At 72.8% G+C, this 16,789-nt stretch carries 19 protein-coding genes; 10 read left to right on the top strand and 9 right to left on the bottom strand.

Features of this window, described 5'->3' with window-relative positions:
• Positions 1 to 1,326 carry a glutamate-1-semialdehyde 2,1-aminomutase gene (locus ACGH52_RS36955; RefSeq protein WP_076972474.1) on the top strand — a complete coding sequence of 442 codons (1,326 nt, stop codon included), beginning with the start codon at positions 1 to 3 and terminating at the stop codon, positions 1,324 to 1,326.
• Between the two features lie 57 nt (positions 1,327 to 1,383).
• On the opposite strand, the gene ACGH52_RS36950 is transcribed toward ACGH52_RS36955, so the two are convergent.
• The gene (locus tag ACGH52_RS36950; protein WP_399945894.1) at positions 1,384 to 2,154 is read right to left on the bottom strand and encodes a phosphatase PAP2 family protein; all 771 of its coding nucleotides are present in this window, start codon (positions 2,152 to 2,154) and stop codon (positions 1,384 to 1,386) included.
• A gap of 159 nt (positions 2,155 to 2,313) precedes the next feature.
• Complete coding sequence (locus tag ACGH52_RS36945; protein WP_121703563.1) at positions 2,314 to 3,132, bottom strand: SAM-dependent methyltransferase; 819 nt, start codon at positions 3,130 to 3,132, stop codon at positions 2,314 to 2,316.
• A 97-nt stretch (positions 3,133 to 3,229) separates the two neighbouring features.
• Here ACGH52_RS36945 and ACGH52_RS36940 point away from each other — a divergent pair, with 97 nt between their 5' ends.
• Genes ACGH52_RS36940 through ACGH52_RS36930 form a run of 3 tightly spaced genes read left to right on the top strand, consistent with a single transcriptional unit; the run spans position 3,230 to position 5,712 of the window.
• Positions 3,230 to 3,901 carry a HEAT repeat domain-containing protein gene (locus ACGH52_RS36940; protein WP_076972477.1) on the top strand — a complete coding sequence of 224 codons (672 nt, stop codon included), beginning with the start codon at positions 3,230 to 3,232 and terminating at the stop codon, positions 3,899 to 3,901.
• A 3-nt stretch (positions 3,902 to 3,904) separates the two neighbouring features.
• A complete protein-coding gene (locus ACGH52_RS36935) occupies positions 3,905 to 4,909 on the top strand; it encodes a MerR family transcriptional regulator (protein WP_399945889.1) in 1,005 nt (334 codons plus the stop codon).
• A gap of 56 nt (positions 4,910 to 4,965) precedes the next feature.
• A complete protein-coding gene (locus ACGH52_RS36930; RefSeq protein WP_059296484.1) occupies positions 4,966 to 5,712 on the top strand; it encodes a class I SAM-dependent methyltransferase in 747 nt (248 codons plus the stop codon).
• A gap of 61 nt (positions 5,713 to 5,773) precedes the next feature.
• On the opposite strand, the gene ACGH52_RS36925 is transcribed toward ACGH52_RS36930, so the two are convergent.
• Both ACGH52_RS36925 and ACGH52_RS36920 read right to left on the bottom strand, forming a co-directional pair.
• On the bottom strand, positions 5,774 to 6,238 hold the full coding sequence (locus ACGH52_RS36925; RefSeq protein ID WP_059297192.1) for a hypothetical protein: 465 nt from the start codon (positions 6,236 to 6,238) through the stop codon (positions 5,774 to 5,776).
• A 149-nt stretch (positions 6,239 to 6,387) separates the two neighbouring features.
• Positions 6,388 to 7,449 (bottom strand): NAD(+)/NADH kinase, encoded by a 1,062-nt coding sequence (locus ACGH52_RS36920; protein ID WP_076972480.1) that lies wholly within the window; start codon positions 7,447 to 7,449, stop codon positions 6,388 to 6,390.
• Positions 7,450 to 7,598: 149 nt separating this feature from the next.
• On the opposite strand from ACGH52_RS36920, the gene ACGH52_RS36915 reads away from it, so the two are divergent.
• Both ACGH52_RS36915 and ACGH52_RS36910 read left to right on the top strand, forming a co-directional pair.
• Complete coding sequence (locus tag ACGH52_RS36915; protein WP_059296486.1) at positions 7,599 to 7,838, top strand: hypothetical protein; 240 nt, start codon at positions 7,599 to 7,601, stop codon at positions 7,836 to 7,838.
• Positions 7,838 to 8,221, top strand: a complete 384-nt coding sequence (locus ACGH52_RS36910; RefSeq protein WP_003978453.1) for a hypothetical protein — start codon at positions 7,838 to 7,840, stop codon at positions 8,219 to 8,221. The genes ACGH52_RS36915 and ACGH52_RS36910 overlap by 1 nt, the downstream gene beginning before the upstream one ends.
• Before the next feature lie 26 nt (positions 8,222 to 8,247).
• On the opposite strand, the gene ACGH52_RS36905 is transcribed toward ACGH52_RS36910, so the two are convergent.
• Both ACGH52_RS36905 and sigJ read right to left on the bottom strand, forming a co-directional pair.
• On the bottom strand, positions 8,248 to 8,850 hold the full coding sequence (locus tag ACGH52_RS36905; RefSeq protein WP_121703561.1) for a GPP34 family phosphoprotein: 603 nt from the start codon (positions 8,848 to 8,850) through the stop codon (positions 8,248 to 8,250).
• Between the two features lie 53 nt (positions 8,851 to 8,903).
• Positions 8,904 to 9,797 carry an RNA polymerase sigma factor SigJ gene (sigJ, locus tag ACGH52_RS36900; RefSeq protein ID WP_399945884.1) on the bottom strand — a complete coding sequence of 298 codons (894 nt, stop codon included), beginning with the start codon at positions 9,795 to 9,797 and terminating at the stop codon, positions 8,904 to 8,906.
• 112 nt (positions 9,798 to 9,909) lie between these two features.
• Between sigJ and ACGH52_RS36895 the strand changes: the two genes are divergently transcribed.
• The gene (locus tag ACGH52_RS36895; protein WP_059296489.1) at positions 9,910 to 10,272 is read left to right on the top strand and encodes a hypothetical protein; all 363 of its coding nucleotides are present in this window, start codon (positions 9,910 to 9,912) and stop codon (positions 10,270 to 10,272) included.
• Between the two features lie 20 nt (positions 10,273 to 10,292).
• Here the strand turns inward: ACGH52_RS36895 and ACGH52_RS36890 are convergent, their stop codons facing one another.
• From ACGH52_RS36890 to ACGH52_RS36880, 3 genes are all read right to left on the bottom strand, one after another.
• Positions 10,293 to 10,883, bottom strand: coding sequence for a DUF998 domain-containing protein (locus ACGH52_RS36890; protein WP_121703757.1), 591 nt, complete (start codon positions 10,881 to 10,883; stop codon positions 10,293 to 10,295).
• 45 nt (positions 10,884 to 10,928) lie between these two features.
• Entirely contained in the window at positions 10,929 to 11,675 is a 747-nt protein-coding gene (locus tag ACGH52_RS36885; RefSeq protein ID WP_399945880.1) for a DUF1838 family protein, read from the bottom strand.
• Between the two features lie 103 nt (positions 11,676 to 11,778).
• Entirely contained in the window at positions 11,779 to 14,001 is a 2,223-nt protein-coding gene (locus ACGH52_RS36880; RefSeq protein ID WP_399945877.1) for a CDP-glycerol glycerophosphotransferase family protein, read from the bottom strand.
• 164 nt (positions 14,002 to 14,165) lie between these two features.
• On the opposite strand from ACGH52_RS36880, the gene ACGH52_RS36875 reads away from it, so the two are divergent.
• The 3 genes from ACGH52_RS36875 (at position 14,166) to ACGH52_RS36865 (ending at position 16,786) form a co-directional block, all read left to right on the top strand.
• Entirely contained in the window at positions 14,166 to 14,807 is a 642-nt protein-coding gene (locus tag ACGH52_RS36875) for a dihydrofolate reductase family protein (protein WP_107487758.1), read from the top strand.
• Between the two features lie 3 nt (positions 14,808 to 14,810).
• Complete coding sequence (locus ACGH52_RS36870; RefSeq protein ID WP_121703760.1) at positions 14,811 to 15,692, top strand: GNAT family N-acetyltransferase; 882 nt, start codon at positions 14,811 to 14,813, stop codon at positions 15,690 to 15,692.
• A gap of 104 nt (positions 15,693 to 15,796) precedes the next feature.
• Complete coding sequence (locus ACGH52_RS36865; protein ID WP_121703761.1) at positions 15,797 to 16,786, top strand: NAD(P)-dependent alcohol dehydrogenase; 990 nt, start codon at positions 15,797 to 15,799, stop codon at positions 16,784 to 16,786.
• The last annotated feature ends 3 nt before the right edge of the window (positions 16,787 to 16,789 follow it).

The following is a 16,789-nucleotide window of genomic DNA, read 5'->3' as shown; positions in this document are numbered from 1 at the left end:
GTGCACACGGAAGAGCCCGAACTGCCCCGGTCGCGACGGGCGAACGAGCGGCTGCACGCCCTGGTACCCGGCGGCGCGCACACCTACGCCAAGGGCGACGACCAGTACCCGGAGAACCTGGCCCCGGTGATCAGCCACGGCCGGGGTGCCCATGTGTGGGACGTCGACGGCAACCGCTACATCGAGTACGGGTCCGGCCTGCGGTCGGTGAGCCTCGGCCACGCCCATCCGCGGGTGACGGAGGCTGTGCGGCGGGAGATCGACCGGGGCAGCAACTTCGTCCGGCCGTCCATCGTGGAGGTCGAGGCCGCGGAACGGTTCCTGGCCACGGTGCCGACCGCGGAGATGGTGAAGTTCGCGAAGAACGGCTCCGACGCCACCACCGCCGCGGTGCGCCTGGCCCGGGCCGCCACCGGGCGCGCGCGGGTGGCGGTCTGCGCCGACCATCCGTTCTTCTCCGTCGACGACTGGTTCATCGGCACCACGCCGATGTCCGCCGGTGTCCCCGCGGCGACCGAGGAACTCACGGTGGCGTTCCCCTACGGCGACCTGGCCGCCACGGAGGAACTGCTCACCCGGTACCGGGACGAGGTCGCCTGCCTGATCCTCGAACCCGCCGCCCACACCGAGCCGCCGCCCGGGTACCTCGCCGGTCTGCGCGAACTGGCCGACCGGCACGGCTGCGTGCTGGTCTTCGACGAGATGATCACCGGTTTCCGCTGGTCGGAGGCGGGCGCCCAGGGCCTGTACGGCGTGGTGCCCGACCTCTCCACGTTCGGCAAGGCGCTGGGCAACGGGTTCGCGGTGTCCGCGCTGGCCGGGCGGCGCGATCTGATGGAGCGGGGCGGGCTGCGCCACTCCGGGGAGCGGGTGTTCCTGCTGTCCACCACCCACGGTGCGGAGACGCACGCGCTGGCCGCCGCGATGGCCGTGCAGGCCACCTACACCGAGGAGCAGATCACCGCGCGGCTGCACGCTCTCGGCGAGCGGCTGGCCGCCGGTGTCCGCGACGCCGCGGCGAGCATGGGCGTCGGCGACCACGTCGTCGTCCGGGGGCGGGCCAGCAACCTGGTCTTCGCCACCCTCGACGAGAACCTGCGGCCGTCGCAGCCGTACCGCACCCTGTTCCTGCGCCGACTCCTCGCGGGCGGGGTGCTGGCCCCGTCGTTCGTGGTGAGCAGCGCGCTCGACGAGGCCGACATCGATCACACCGTCGACGTGGTGGCCCAGGCCTGCGCGGTGTACCGCAAGGCGCTGGACGCCGCCGATCCCACGCCCTGGATGGCCGGACGGGCGGTGAAGCCGGTGTTCCGCCGACTGGCGTGAGGTGAGGTGCCCGGGGATCCGGGGGGGGGACGACACCGCAGGCGATCCGGCGCCGTGTCAGCGGGACTCCTGCCGGTCGGCGTCGGCTCTCCGGTCGGCGGGTCCGTCCGCCTGCCGGTCGGCCGTCGCGCGGCCGGACAGCCGGTCGGCGGGTCCGTCCGCCGGCCGGTCGGCCGTCGCGCGGCCGGACAGCCGGTCGGCCGTCCGGTCGACCAGCCACGCGCTCACCGGCAGCACCGCCAGCGCGGTGCACCAGCCGCCGAGGGTGTCGGTCGCGTAGTGCGAGCCCAGGGCCACCTGCGCCCAGCCCATGGCGGCGCCGGCCACCAGGCCCGCGGCGAGGACGAACGCCGCAGCGGCCGCCCTGCCGAGGCCGAGGCGGCCCACCGCGAGCAGCGACACCATGAGGGCGATCGCCGTGAGGAAGGCGGTGTGCCCGCTCGGGTAGGACAGGTTGTCGCCGTGGATGGTGCGTCCCACGACGGGCTTGAGCAGCGTCGTCGTCCCCACGCTCAGGCCGCAGCCGGTCACGACGAACACGGCGGCGCGCGGGCGCCGAAGCAGCAGGCAGCCCGTCACGACGGCCGCGACCAGCAGCACCGCACCCGCGGGCTCTCCCAGGAAGTCCGTGACCAGGGCGACGTGCCGCCATGGCGGCCCCGCTCCGTCCACCACGGCCCAGATCCGCGCGTCCGTCGCGCCCGGCTCGCTGTCGTCGGCGTACGTGACCCCGAAGACCAGGACCACCAGCGCGGCGAGGGCGGCGGTCAGCCCGAGCCACACGCGCAGCGACGACGGCAGCACCGGGGGCTCCGGCCGACCGGTCACCCGTCCACCGCCCCCGGGCGACCTGCCGTACGCTCCCACGTCCTCGCCCACTCCCCCGCTTCACCCGGCTCGCCGGCGGTCGCGCCGATCACCCTCGGGTCCAGCCCACCGTAGTCGTCCGGCAGGCCTGATAACAGCCGATTCGGGCCATTGCGCGGCCTACGGCTTCCGGGCCATCCCGGCGGCGATGAGACGCTCCCAGACGGTCAACTCCCGCTCACCACCGTGGAGGTGCGGATCGCCGACGGCCTCCGGACGCCACCGGGGCGCCGGCACTATCCCGGGTTCGAGGATCTCCAGGCCGTCCAGCAGGGCCTCGATCTCCGCGTCCGTCCGCCACCGGCCGCGGCCGAAGGTGCCCTGGAGGACCTTCTCGGCCTCCGCGGTCTCCGGATTGTTCCCGGAGCGGAAGTGACTGACGAAGAAGTAGCTTCCGGAGGGCACCCGTTCACGCCAGTGGCGGACGATTCCGGCCGGGTCCTCCTCGTCGTTGACGTGGTGGAGGACGGCGCTGAACATGACGGCGACGGGACGGTCGAAGTCGATCAGCTCCTGGGTGTCCGGGTGGCCGCGGATGCCCTCGGGATCGCGTACGTCGACCGGTACGACCCGTGTCCGGTCGTTCTCCTCCAGCAGCGCCCGCCCGTGGACCAGCACTTGGGGGTCGGTGTCGACGTAGACCACCCGGGTCTCGGGCGCCGTGCGCTGCGCGACCTGGTGCACGTTGTCGGCGGTGGGCAGGCCGCTGCCCAGGTCGATGAACTGCCGGACCTCGGTCGTCGTCACGATCTCCCGCACCGCCCGGGTCAGCGCCGCACGGTTGGCGAAGGCGATCGCCACCGAGCCGGGAAGGTCACGTTTGAACACGTCACCGATCTCCCGGTCCACCGCGTAGTTGTCCTTGCCGCCGAGCAGGTAGTCGTAGACGCGGGCGATGCTGGGCCTGGTGCTGTCGATGGAGGAACTCTCTCCCGTCATGACACCCATCCTCTCCCGCGACGAGGAGCCCCGGCCACCACTTGTTTGACCTTGACACGGTGACAAGGTCTTCACTGCCGGCAAGGAGGTGGTCCGGATGACCATGACGAGTCAGGACGCGGACGGGACGCGAGCACTCAGGGGTCTGGAGGACGGGCGTGCGTCCGTGCGGCTGCGGGCGGCCCTCGCGGTCGGCTCGGCGCCGGACCCGCGTTTCGTGGACAAGCTCGTCGAACGATCCGCGACCGAGCCGGAGTTCTTCGTCCGCGACATGCTGACCTGGGCGCTCACCCGTCACCCGGTGTCCCTGACGCTGCCCCGGCTGGTCGGTGAGGTCCGTTCGGACCGCCCCCAGGCACGCAGCCAGGCACTGCACACGCTGTCCAAGATCGGGGATCGGCGCGCGTGGCCGGCGATCACACGGGCGGTCCTCTGCGACGCCGACGACGAGGTGGCGCGCAGTGCCTGGCGGGCCGCGGTCGTCCTCGTGCCCGAGGGCGAGGAGGCCGCTCTGGCCGCGGTGCTGGCTACGCAGCTGGGGCGTGGTGACCGGGAGACGCAGCGGAGCCTCAGCCGGGCGCTGGTCGCGCTGGGCGAGTCGGTCACGGAGGTTCTGGAGGCCGCGACGGCCGCCCCCGCCCCGCACGTGCGGGCGCACGCCCTCGCCACGCGGCGGCTGCTGCGCGACCCCGAGGCGGGGTTCGCCTCGGCGATCGAGGAGGCGAAGCGCGTCGTGGCCCTCGGCGGGTCCGGTCCCGAGGGAGGATAGAGCGTGTTGATCGGTGAGGTGGCGCGACGGTCCGGCGTCAGTGCCCGCATGCTCAGGCACTACGAGTCGCTCGGCCTGGTGCGGCCTTCGGGCCGCACCGGCTCCGGCTACCGGGAATACTCCCGGGAGGACATCCGGCGGATCTTCCACGTGGAGAGCCTGCGGTCGCTGGGGCTGTCGCTGCGCGAGATCGGGCGTGCGCTCGACGAACCCGGCTTCGCGCCCTCGGCGCTCGTCGACGACCTCATCCGCCGGACGCGCGAACGCATCGCGGCCGAGACCGAACTGCTCACCCGGCTGAGCCGGATCGACGCCGCGGGGCCCGGCGACTGGGAGGACGTCCTCCAGGCCGTCGCGCTCCTCCAGGCGCTGGGCTCGAAGAGCGCGGACGCACGCCAGCGGGCGGCCCTCTCCTCCGTCCACGAGGTGTCGGTGCCGGTGGAGGCCCTGGTCGAGGCGGCGCTGAGCGAGACGGACACCAACGTCGCCGGAGCCCTTCGATGGGCGCTGGCGCGGTCGGGCGACGAGGCTGCGGACCTGCTCGCGGAGGGCCTCGGCTCGCCGGTGGCCGCGGTGCGGGCGCGCGCGGTCCAGGCGCTCACCGAGCTGCCCGGCGGTGCGGCCACCGCGCAGCTGCGGCACGCCCTCGCGAGCCCCGACGCGGTGGTCCGCGGGTACGCGGCACTGGCGCTCGGGACGCAGGGAGCGGTCGACGCGGTCCCGACGCTCATCGACATGATCGTGGCGGGCCGCAACGACACCGACGCGGCCGACGTGCTGAGCGTCCTGGCGGCCGACACCGCGACGGCGGACCGGATCGCGGCCGGGCTCGTCGGCCGTCTCGCCCACGACACCACCGAAGCGCCCGCGCGCGGCCGGCTGACCCAGGCGCTGGCGGGCATCCCGGGCACCAGGGCGTCGGGGGCGCTGGCCGAGCTGTCGCGGGACGAGGACCGTGCCGTGGCGCTGACCGCGGCGTACCTGCTCCGGCTGCGCGAGGCGCGGTGATCCACGGCCGTAAATGCGTCGACAGCGCGCCGCGGTGCCCGGCAGTATGTCCGCCCGTGACGAGCAGCGAACTGTGGACCCGTGAGACCGCCGACCGCTACGACGCCGAAGAGACCGAGACCGGGATGGCCTCCGCCGCCGTCCTCGGACCGACCGTGGACTTCCTCGCCGAACTCGCCGGGGACGGCCGGGCGCTGGAGTTCGCCATCGGGACCGGACGCGTGGGCGTCCCGCTGCGGGAACGCGGTGTGCCGGTGGTGGGCATCGAGTTCTCCGAGCACATGGCGGCGGTCCTGCGGCGCAAGACGGACGAGGAGACGCTGCCGGTGTTCCTCGGGGACATGGCCACGACCGTCGTCCCCGGCGAGTTCACCCTGGTGTACCTCGTCTACAACACCATCACCAACCTGCTCACGCAGGACGAGCAGGTCGAGTGCTTCCGGAACGCGGCCCGGCATCTGAGCCCGGGGGGCCGGTTCGTCATCGAGCTGGGCGTGCCACCGCTGAGGTTCCTGCCGCCCGGTCAGGTCGCGGTGCCGTTCGACGTCTCCGAGCGGCATCTCGGCTTCGACACCTTCGACCTGGTCGAACAGCTCCTCGTCTCGCACCACTTCACCCACGACCCGGCGGACGGCACCTACCGCCGCGACCACTCCCGGCACCGGTACGCCTGGCCCGCGGAGCTCGACCTGATGGCCAGGATCGCCGGACTCGAGCCGGAGCGCCGGGTCGGGGACTGGGACGGGTCCCCGTTCACGCAGGACTCCCCGAAGCACGTCTCCGTGTGGCGCAAGCCGGCCTGAGGGCGGCCCGGTTGAGGGGGCTCCGCCGTACGGAGGAGCCCCCGGTCGGTCACCGGCGGTCTCAGCGCTGGTCGGCGAACCAGTCCTTGTGCGAGGACTTGCCCGCGAGTGCGCCGCAGTTCGAGCCGTAGTTCCAGGCCTGGAGGTTGTCGATGACGCCGCCCCACTCCACGCAGGCGCCGCGCGCGAACGCGTACACCGGCCCGGCGTACGACGTGAACTCGCCCGCGTCGGTCTGGTCCTCACTGCTGTCGACGTTGCGCACGTAGGCCACCATGTACGTCGGTGTGCCGGTCTTGTTGCGGATGGTCACGGTGCAGTTCTTGCCCGTGGACGAGTTGTAGGTGAGGTACACCGTGCCGGTGGTACCGATCGGCATGGAGTTCACCACCTTGTAGCCGGAGCCGCAGACCCCGTTGTACGACGCGGTCGCACCGGCGGTCGCCGCGCCGGCGGCGGGAGCCGTCACCAACAGCCCCGCCCCGATGGCCGCGACGGCGGTCAACGTCGCCCCTGCGGCTTGCATGGAACGCTTCATGGCACCTACCTCGATCCGTGAATCGACTGGCCTCCCCATGGTGTTGCTGAAGCCACCTGTTGAGACCTTTGCGCCCCTTCGGGGGTTGTACGCCGTTGACGGATATTTACCGCGGTTCGCGAAGAAGATCGGCGGTGTCAGCTCTCGGCCGTCGGCACCGGCATCGCGAGATGGGCGAGGTCTCCCGGTGGGGGCGTGCTGACCGGCCACAGCGGCGCGGGCGTGCCGTCGGCGACCGCGGCCGGGGCGTCGGTCAGCCGCATGCGGTCGCGCAGGCGGCCGTAGAAGTCCATGGGTCCCAGCCGTACCGCCCGCAGCCTTCGGGGAGCGGCGTAGACGCCGAGCCAGTCGCCGGGGTCGAGCACGCCCCGCAGTTGGCCGTCGATGCTCACGGCGGCCCGCCCGGACCGTTCGAGGATCCGCATGCCGACGGGTTCGTCCGGTGCGGTGACCACGGAGCGGTCGAACGTCATGTGCGGGGCCACCGCGGTGAAGACGAGTGCCTCCGCGCGGGGCGAGACGACCGGGCCGCCCGCGGCGAAGCTGTAGGCGGTGGAACCCGTCGGGGTCGCGACGAGCAGCGCGTCGGCGGAGTACGAGGCCAGCAGCCGGCCCGCGATGTAGACGCCGACGGAGATCTGCCGGTCCCGAGACAGCTTCTCGAGCACCACGTCGTTGAGGGCCGTCACGTTCAGGGCGATGCCCCACTCGTCACCGCTCTCGCAGTCCGTCCGCACCCGCGGGGGAGGCAGCAGCGGTCCTCGCCCGTACCGCAGGAGCGCCTCCATCTCCGACGGGATCTCCAGGAGCCGGGAGGCACGCAGAGTGAGCAGCATGCGGCTCTCCGGCTCCAGGCGGTCCTCGCGGACGGCGTCGAGGGCGGAGCGCACCGCCGGTGCGGGGACCTCGGTCAGGAACCCGACCCGTCCCAGGTCCACGCCCAGGATCAGGGCGTCGTTCTCGGCGGCGAGCCGGGCGCCGCGCAGGAAGGTGCCGTCGCCGCCCAGGGTGACGACGAGGTCCGGGTCGCCGGCCGCGTCCACCTCCTCCCGGGCGCTGTGCCGCCCGGTGTCGCTCCACACGTCGATGTCCGTGCAGGCGACGGCGTTCTCGTCGCACCACGCGCGGACTTCCCGTGCCGCTTCGGCGGCGCCTGCGCGGCCCCCGTGGACCACGAGTCCGACCCGCTCGATCGTCACCACTGCCTCCCTGCTCCCGGGCCGCGCTCCGGTGACCGCGAACGACAAAATCCTCGCCGACCTCGATGCGGGGCGGGCCGCGACATGCCGGGGCGCCCTCCCCCGTCCGGCGGGTCGCACATCAGGTACCGAGTAGGTACCATGCTGCTATGCCATCACTGAACGTGACCTTCACCGAGGAAGAGATGGAAGGCGTCCGCGCTGCCGCCGCGGCCGAGGGCAAGAGCCTCAAGCAGTACATGCACGACCTCGGTGTCCGTGAGATGCAGCGCAAGCGGTTCGTCGCGGGGGCCGTCTCGTGGGCGGACCGGCTGCGCGCCGAGTTCGACGAGGCGTTCCCGGACGAGATCCCCCCGTCCCAGCGCGGCGAGGGAGTCAGCGCCGCCTGATGAGCGAGCCCCTGTACATAGACGTGCCGTGGCTCCTGGACGTCCAGGACGCCGCTCTCGACAACGAGGACGTGTCGGTCACGGACTACTCGGCCCTCGTCGCGGCGGTGGCCCGCCACAAGACGCGCATGCCGACCCTGGCCGCGTCGAACCCCGACAGCGCGTGGCGCGCGGCCGCCCTGCTGCACACCGTAGTGCGGCTCGAACCGCTCCCCCACCGCAACAGCCTCTTCGCGGCCTTCGTCACCGGTCAGTACATGGACCAGTCAGGGGAGGGCATCGATCCGCCCTACGGGGCCCTGTCCGACCTGATCAGAAAGGTCCGCGAGACCCGGCTGAGCATCTACGACATCGCCGACGTGCTGCGTTCCTGGCGCATCTGACCGGCGAGTCCGTCACTTCGCGGCCGTCACATCCCGCGCCAGACGTTGTCGAACGCCGCTTCCTCGATGCTGCGGCGCTGCCGGGTGGTGGCCAGCTCCACCACGGCGTCGTGCACCGCGGCGAGGACCGTCGCGATCCGGTCGTCCTCGGGATCCGCCGCCTGGTCGGCCGTCTCGTGCCGGACGCCCACCGCGGCCGCGAGACCCACCAGTACCGGATCGCCGTCGGCCCAGCGGTCGGTGGCGCGGTCGCGGGCCGACGGATCGGCCGGGGCCGGTCGGTCGGCAGCGCGCCGGACGTTCCACAGCGGGCGCCTGCGGCCACCGTCGTCCGCCCCCGCGGCGGCGAGGTACTGCGCCGCCAGGCCGTCTCCCCGGCGCCACAGCCAGTCCGTCACGGACTCGTCCGGCTCCTGCCCGGCCTGGGACGCCGCCGCGTCGAGCAGCCGGTCACCGGACCCGCCCGGCGACACCGGCCGCAGGACGAGACCGTCCAGCGCGACCGTGCCCGCTTCCAGCAGGTCGATCAGTTCCGCTCCGGCCAGGGCCAGCGACAGGTCGCCGCGCTCGACCGGGTACTCGGAGGGAACGTCGAGGGAGACGAACGTCAGGTCGTGCGCTGTGGTCATGGCGGAACTCCCCATCTGTCACATCTGCTGCGACACGCCTGTCGCGTCCCGGTTCAGCCTACCCACGGCCGCAGTTTCTCGGGGTTGCGGACCACCCAGATACGGCTGACGCGGCCCTCGACGACGTCGAAGGCGGCCACGGTCATGACGGCGCCGTCACGCCGGGCGACCAGTCCCGGTACCCCGTTGACCGAGCGCTCCAGGAGTTCGAGGCCCGGTGCCTTGTCGGCGATGGCGACCATGTAATGGGCGATGCGGGCGCCGCCCTCGACGGGGCGCAGGACGGCACCCACCATGCCTCCGCCGTCGGCGGTCATGACGGCGGCCGGGTCGAGGAGGTCGACCAGCGCCGCGATGTCCTTCTTCTCCCACGCCGCCTTCACCTGCCGCACCACGTCGCCCTGCACAGCGGGGACTGCCCGAACCCGTGCGTCGCGCACCCTGCGCCGGCCCGATGCGGCGAGCTGCTTGCAGGCGACGGGGGTCCGGCGGAGGATGCCCGCGATCTCGGCGAAGGGGTAGCGGAAGACGTCGTGGAGGACGAAGGCCACCCGCTCCGCAGGGGTCATCGACTCCAGGATCACGAGGAAGGCCATGGTCACCGACTCGTCCAGGACCATCTGGTCGGCGGGGTCGGCGCCGTGTCCGCGGTCCCGCTCGGCGTGGGCGGGCAGCGGGTCCGGCAGCCACGCGCCGACATAGCGTTCGCGCCGGACCCGCGCCGAGCCGAGCACGTCCAGGCAGATCCGGCCGGTGACGGTCGTCAGCCAGGCGCCCGGGGACACTGTCTCCGCCCGCCTGGCGCGCGGCAGCGCGTACCAGCGCGCGTAGGCCTCCTGCACGGCGTCCTCGGCATCGGTGAGCGAACCGAGCAAGCGGTAGGCGACATTGATCAGTTGGCGCCGTTCGCCGACCGTCGCGTCGGTGCCCGTCCCCGCTGTCCCCACGCCCGACCGCCCCCCGCCCCGCCTTCCGGCCTTACCTTTCGCCGCCCCGTTTCGTCGGGCTGGTGAGACCTTACCGATCTACTGCCTTCCGGGTGGAAAAGGGGACCGCGGCATGGCAATCCAGGCGACGGCGCAGCACCGGATCTCGTTCCTGCGGATCGCGATCGCCCTGCAGACACTGACCATCTTCCTCCAGGCCGTCTCCGCCGGTCTGTTGCTGACCGCCTCCTACGGGCAGACGCTGCACGACGTGGGGGCCCGGGTGATGTACGGGGCGTCGATGCTGTACGTGCTCGCGGCGGTGCTGGCCTGGAAGCCGGGCGGCGGTCCGCTCCGGCCCGTCTGGCACTCCTGCGGCTTCCTGGTCCTCGCCTCGGTCCAGGTCGTACTGGGCATCGCGCACGTCCCGTCGGTCCATCTTCCCCTGGGCGTCCTGATGTTCGGGCTGAGCGTGCTGGCACTGGCACGGCGTTGAACGGCCCCGCGCCGCGGGGATCACGCGCGTTGCCGGGCGTGGCGGAGACAGGAGGCGGCCACCACGAAGGGCCACAGCGACTGGATGGAGGTCACGACGCGTTCCGCGACTCCGGCGTCGCCGTGCCGCCCCATCTCGATCAGGAACCACACCCCGCCCGCGGCCATGAGGGTCGTCACCGCGATCGAGGGCGCCAGACGCAGCGCCCAGGGCGCGGCCGGACCTCCGTTGACGGCGAGTACCGGCCACACCGCGAGGAGCGTGAACCCGACGACCACCACCGCGCCGTGGCGCAGGGAGCCGCCGCTGCTCGGCGCGGGGAGCGCCACCAGGACCAGTGCGGCGAGCCCGCCACCGCCCAGCGCGACGCGTCCGGGGGCGGCGGCGGCCCGCAGCCCCCAGGCGGTCAGCAGGTGGCAGACGCCCAGGGCCAGGAAGGCCGTCGTCATCACCCAGAACCCGGCGGCCCCGTAGGCACCCAGGACGCTGATCGTCTGAGTGACGGGGTCGTAGGAAGACCCTTCGTAATACGCGGCGCCGGTCCAGCCTGCGATCAGCAGCAGGGGTGCGCACCCCGACGACAGCAGCACCCATCGGGGGACATATCGCATCAGGACACCATAAAGCGCCCGCTGGCGGCTCCGCGCTCATGGTCCTCACACGGGCGGGTTGAGCCTGCGGAAGTACGTCCAGCTCGTCTCGTTCGGCTCGCTCCACCGCTGGGGCGCCCGCGCGAACCGCGGGTGGTGGTCGGCGATGTAGGCACGGGTGCGCTCGGGCACCTCGGCGTACGAACCGAGCTTGCGGCCCCGGCAGTGGAAGGTGAGACCGCCGGGCCGCTGCCCCCGGGCCATCCACGGGAGCCACGGGGACATCCGGGTCCAGGACATGGTCGCCGGGACGCTGGGGGCCGGGCCTGCCAGGTCCGCTCGGTGGGCGAAGAACTGGAAGAGCTCCAGGGCCTGGTACGTGTCGCCGGTCGAGTGGTGCGGGTACTGGGCCACCGGCAGGGGGGAGGGGTAGGCGAGCGGGATCTCCAGGCTGAAGCAGACCTGCGCGCCGAGGTCGGTCGTCGGGACCGGGAAGGGACGCCACTTCTGGTTCGCCGGGTCGTTCCAGACGTGCACCACCGGCAGGTCCCGCCAGGTCTCCAGGATGTCCCCGGTGGCGGGGTCCAGGTAGAAGGCGGCCTCGCGGGTGAGCAGCCGGTAGGTGTCCGGGCCGTCCTCGGCGTCGCGGACCAGGCGGGCGACGTTGACGCCTTCGAAGCCGAAGACGTGCTCGTAGGGCTCGTCGGGAGCCCACGCGTACACGTTTCCGGACCACCAGTACGTGACCTCCTCGCCGTCGAGGGAGGCCCGGGTGCGGGCGAGGGAGCGGAGCGACTGCGCGGGTGTCGTCATGGCGAGTACTCTGCGCGACCGCCACCCGCACCGGGCGGGAAACGACACGCTCCCGCCCCGGAAACGGCCGGAAGCATCCGTTCCGGGGCAGGGCGCGACTCGGTCAGCCGCGGGCCGGTGACGGCGCCGGGGTGCGCTGCTCCAGCGGGACGACCGCCGGGCCCGCGTCCTGGCCGAGGAAGAACCGGCGCACCACGCGCTCGGCGGCGTGGCCGTCGTCGTACTGGCAGAAGCGTGACCGGAAGGCGGCGCGCAGGGCGGCGGCCTCGGGACCGCGCCAACGGCCGCTGCGGAAGGTGTCGATGAGTTCGTCCTCGGTGGTGGCGACCGCTCCCGGCGTGTCGCCGGGCCGGCCGGAGAGGAGGTCGAAGGTGACGCCGCGGACCTGGGAGTAGATCTCCCAGTCGTCGGCGTATATGACGATGGGCCGGTCGAGGTTGGCGTAGTCGAAGGTGAGGGACGAGTAGTCGGCGACGAGCGCGTCCGCCGCCAGGCAGAGGTCCTCGACCGAGGGGTGACGGGACACGTCGAGGACGGCGCCCTGTTCGGCGAGGTCCCTCAGCTCGGGGCTCAGGTCGTCGCGGTGGTGGGTGCGGACCAGCAGGACGAAGTCGTCGCCCAGGGCCTTGGCCACCCGGGCCAGGTCGAAGGACGGGGTCCACCCCGTCCGGTAGTCGCGGTGGGTCGGCGCGTACAGCAGGGCGGTCGTGCCGGGGGCTATGCCGAGCCGGGCGCGGACGGCGGCGACGTCCTCGGCGTCCGCGCCGTAGTAGCGGTCGTTGCGCGGGTAGCCCGCGTCGAGGGACGCGTAGGAGCCGGGGTAGGCACGCTCCCACTGCTTGGTGGAGTACTGGTTGGAGGAGACGCTGAGGTCCCAGCGGTCCACGCGTGCGAGGATGCGGTCGAAGTCCATGCCCCTGGCGGCCGCGGGGTAGGCCCGCTGCTCCAGGCCCATGCGCTTGAGCGGGGTTCCGTGGTGGGTCTGGAGGTGGAGCTGTCCGGGGCGCTTGACGATGTGGTCCGGGAAGTCGACGTTGTTCACGAAGTACCGTGCGCGGGCCATCACCTCCCAGTAGCGGCGGGAGTCGCGCACCACGTGGTCGATGCCGTCGGGGACCCGGCCGGCCAGTTCCTTGCGCACCACCCAGACGCCGTGCACCTGCGGGGCGAGTTCCCTCGCCTTCTCGAAGACGGCGAGCGGGTTGCAGGACGGCAGCCGGTCCTCGTACGAGGTGTAGACGGCGAGTCCGGGGTCCGGGGAGAGTCTGCGCTGCAGGGTGTACAGCCCGGCGTACGCGCGTTTGCCGGCCTTGGTCTTGGCCTTGACGACCTTGTTCGGCCCCGCCGTCTTGGCGCGCGCGGCGAGCTGGGCGGCCTGGTAGGCGCGGTAGAGGCGTTTGGCCACGGCCCGCATGTACACCCCGGTCGGTCCCCCGGGCACCGTGAAGCCGTCCGGGACGTGCTGCGCGTAGAAGTCGGCGGTGCGGTCGAAGAACTCCCTGCGGTCGGCGGGCCTGACCCGCTCGGGGCGCTTGAGCGCGAACAGCATGTGGAACACGGCCCGTTCGAACAGCATGGGCGTGGCCCAGGCCAGCTCGGGCCGCTGGGCGAGGAACGCGAACAGCCCCTCGTACTGCGGGAAGATGTCGAAGTGCTTGCGCCCGGGCGTCTTCGTGATCGCGCCCTGGCGGCGCTGGCGGTACTCGATCCCGACCCGGTCGAGACAGCCGATGCGCTCGGCCGTGACCATCGCCATGTGGGTGACGGGCGCGTCCTCGTACAGGCCGGGTGCGTACTGGAATCCTTGTCCGACGAAGAACTCGCGGCGGAACGCCTTGTTCCAGGCGACCAGGAACAAGTGCACGTACTCGGGCCGGTCCTTGAGGCGGAAGACGTCGGTGCCCGCCCGCTCGATCAGGTCCGCGGCCTGGCTGCGTCCGCCCTTGCCCCACCAGTAGGTGCGCACGTGGTCGAAGACCAGGATGTCCAGATCGCCGACGGCGTCCAGCCGGGCGGCCAGCGCCTCCAGCAGGCCGGGGGTGTAGGAGTCGTCGCTGTCAAGGAAGAGGACGTAGTCGCCCCGGGCGTGCTCGAGTCCCGTGTTGCGGGCCCGCCCCAGGCCGACGTTCTCCGGCAGGTGCACGGCCTTGAGGCGGGGGTCGCGGGCGGCGTACTCGTCGATGATCGCGCCGCAGGAGTCCGGTGAGCAGTCGTCGACGGCGATCACCTCGATGTCCCGGTAGGACTGCCCCAGTACCGAGTCCAGACATTCCCGAAGGTATCCCTGCACCTTGAACACGGGGACGACGATGCTGAACCGAGGCATGCGGACAACTCCAGGTGAAGCGTGGGTGAATCGTGGCTGGACGGGGAGACCAACGACGCTTGTGAAACGTTGTACCTGTGCTGTGAATGTCTCGGGAAGTACGGATCCGTCATCCGTCTCGCCCGGGAGCGATGAGTTCGGGGGACGCATCGGGTCCACCCTGTATGACTCGGATCATCGCGGACATCTCGATCTCCCTCGACGGCTGTGTCACCGGACCGGATCCCGGCCCGGGCAACGGTCTGGGCACCGGCGGCGAGGCCCTGCACACCTGGGCGTTCTCCGACGACCCGGAGGAGCGCCGGATCGTGCGGGAGACCACCGCCCGCTCGGGCGCCGTCGTCCTCGGCCGTCGGCTCTTCGACCTGGTCGACGGCCCGGGCGGCTGGGACGACACCGTCGGCTACGGGGCCGCGGAGGTCGGCAAACCCCCGTTCGTCGTGGTGACCGGCTCGCCCCCGGCCTCGGTCCGGCTCACCGGCCTCGACTGGACGTTCGTCACGACCGGGCTGCCCGACGCCGTCACCGCGGCGCGCGAGCGGGCCGAGGCGGCTTCGGCGGACCGTGGCACGGACCTCGACGTCGTCCTCATGGGCGGCGGCGCCCTGATCGGCTCGGCGTTCGACGCCGGGCTGGTCGACCTGCTGTCCCTGCACCTGGCTCCCGTCGTGCTGGGCTCCGGAACCCCGCTGTTCACCGGCGGTACGCCGCGCACCCTGGTCCGACGCGGCGCGAACGCCACCCCCAACGCCACCCACCTGCTCTACGAAGTCCTTCCCGGCCATCGAGCCGTTCAGGGACCATGAGGCATGCGACCGGACGGCTGGTACCTCACCGAAGACCTCGACGACTTCCTGGCCCGGGCCTGGGACTTCCTGTGCTCGCGCCCCGCACCGCACACCACGCCCCTGACGGCGATCGAGAAGCTGCGCACGCGCGGCGGTGACGCGGCCGCGGCCGGAGCGGGAGCCACCGGCTTCGGATGGCTGGAGGAAGGCGGCGAGGTCCGCGCCGCCTTCCTGCGCCCGCCGACCGGGCGGCTGACCCTCACCGCCCTCTCCCCCGGGCAGGCCGACCGCTTCGCCGCCCATTTGGTGGGCCTCGGCCTCCGTCCCTCCGGCGTCCTCTCGGACGAGGGGACCGCCACCGCATTCGCCGAGGCCTGGCGGCGGCACACCGGCGCCGCACCCGTGCGCGGCTGGGGCGCCCGTCTCCACCGGCTCGGCACGCTCACCCCGCCGCAGCCCGTTCCGGCGGGCCGGGGCCGGCCCGTGGGCGAGCGCGAGCACGGGCACCTCATGCGCTGGTGCCGCGAGTTCGCCGCGGACGTCGGCGAGGCGGTGACCGTCGACGCCGCGTCCTGGCCCGGCACGCGCTTCGCCGAGAAGCGCTACACCTTCTGGGAGACCCCGGACGGCACGCCCGTCGCCATGGCGGGCGCGAACCCGCTGGTCGGCGGGCAGGTCCGGATCGACCCCGTCTACACCCCGGCCGAGCAGCGCGGGCGCGGCTACGCGGGCGCCGTGACCGTCGAGGTCACCCGGGCGGCGCTGGCCGCGGGCGCGAGGGAGGTCGTGCTGTTCACCGACCCCGCCAACCGCACCAGCAACGCCCTGTACCGGCGCATCGGATACGTCCCGCTCGCCGACTTCTGCGCCTACGACCTCACCCACGCCGACCGGCGTCCGTAGGCGCCGGTACGGCCATTGACGGCGGTGGGCCGCGCCCCTACGGTGCCCTCACCTGCGCGACCCGCGATCGGTCCCGAGGGTCCCCGAGGGAGGGTGGCAGGGCGATGAAGGCAGTGGTCCAGGAGCGGTTCGGTCCGCCGGACAGTCTGCGGCTGCGGGACACGGACCAGCCTCGCGCCGGGGCCGGGCAGGTGCTGGTGCGGGTGCGCGCCGCCGCGGTGAACCCCTACGACTGGCACATGCTGCGCGGAGACCCCTACGCGGCACGGCTGTTGGGAGGCATGGGGCTGACCCGGCCCAGGTCCCGGGTGGCCGGCATCGACGCGGCCGGGGTGGTGGAGCGGGTCGGCACGGGCGTGCGGGGGCTCTCCCCCGGCGATCCGGTGCTGGGTTTCTGCCCGGGTGCCTTCGCCGAGTACGCGTGCACCTCGGCACCGCTGCTGGTGCCGGTGCCCGCGGGCCTGACGTTCGAGCAGGCCGCGGCACTGCCGATGGGCGCGGTGACCGCCCTGCGCGGCATCCGGACCGTCGGCCGCGTGCGGTCCGGACAGCGGGTCCTGGTCAACGGAGCGGGCGGCGGAGTGGGCACCTTCGCGGTGCAGATCGCGGCGGTCCTGGACGCGGAGGTCACCGCGGTGTGCAGCGCCGGCAACGCCGACCTGGTGCGTTCCCTGGGCGCGGCCCACGTCCTGGACTACGCCCGGCAGGACTTCACCGACGGGCGCGAGCGCTACGACGTCGTCCTGGACAACGTGGGCAACCATCCGCTGGGGCGGCTGCGCCGGGCGCTCACCCCGGCGGGCGTGCTGGTGGCCAACGGCGGCGGCTCCCCCGGCCGCGTGTTCGGGGCGATCGGCATCATGCTGGAACTGGCGGCGGTCAACGCGGTCACCCGGCAGCGGCTGCGTCCGATCCTCCCCGCGACGCCGGACGGACCGGCCCACGAGGACCTGCTCGCCGTCACCGCGCTCGTCGAGGCCGGGCAGCTCACGCCCGTGGTCGGCCGGATCTTCGCCCTGGCCGACACCGCGGCGGCGGTACGGCACGTCGAGGAGGGCCACGCCCGCGGCAAGACCGTGATCACCGTGGCGTGAGCG

Origin of the sequence: Streptomyces sp. BBFR25 (assembly GCF_044590125.1) — a bacterium.
Classification (GTDB): Bacteria; Actinomycetota; Actinomycetes; order Streptomycetales; family Streptomycetaceae; genus Streptomyces; species Streptomyces canus_D.
Note: the sequence above shows the minus strand (reverse complement) of the source record. Positions and strands in the feature narration are given on the sequence as shown.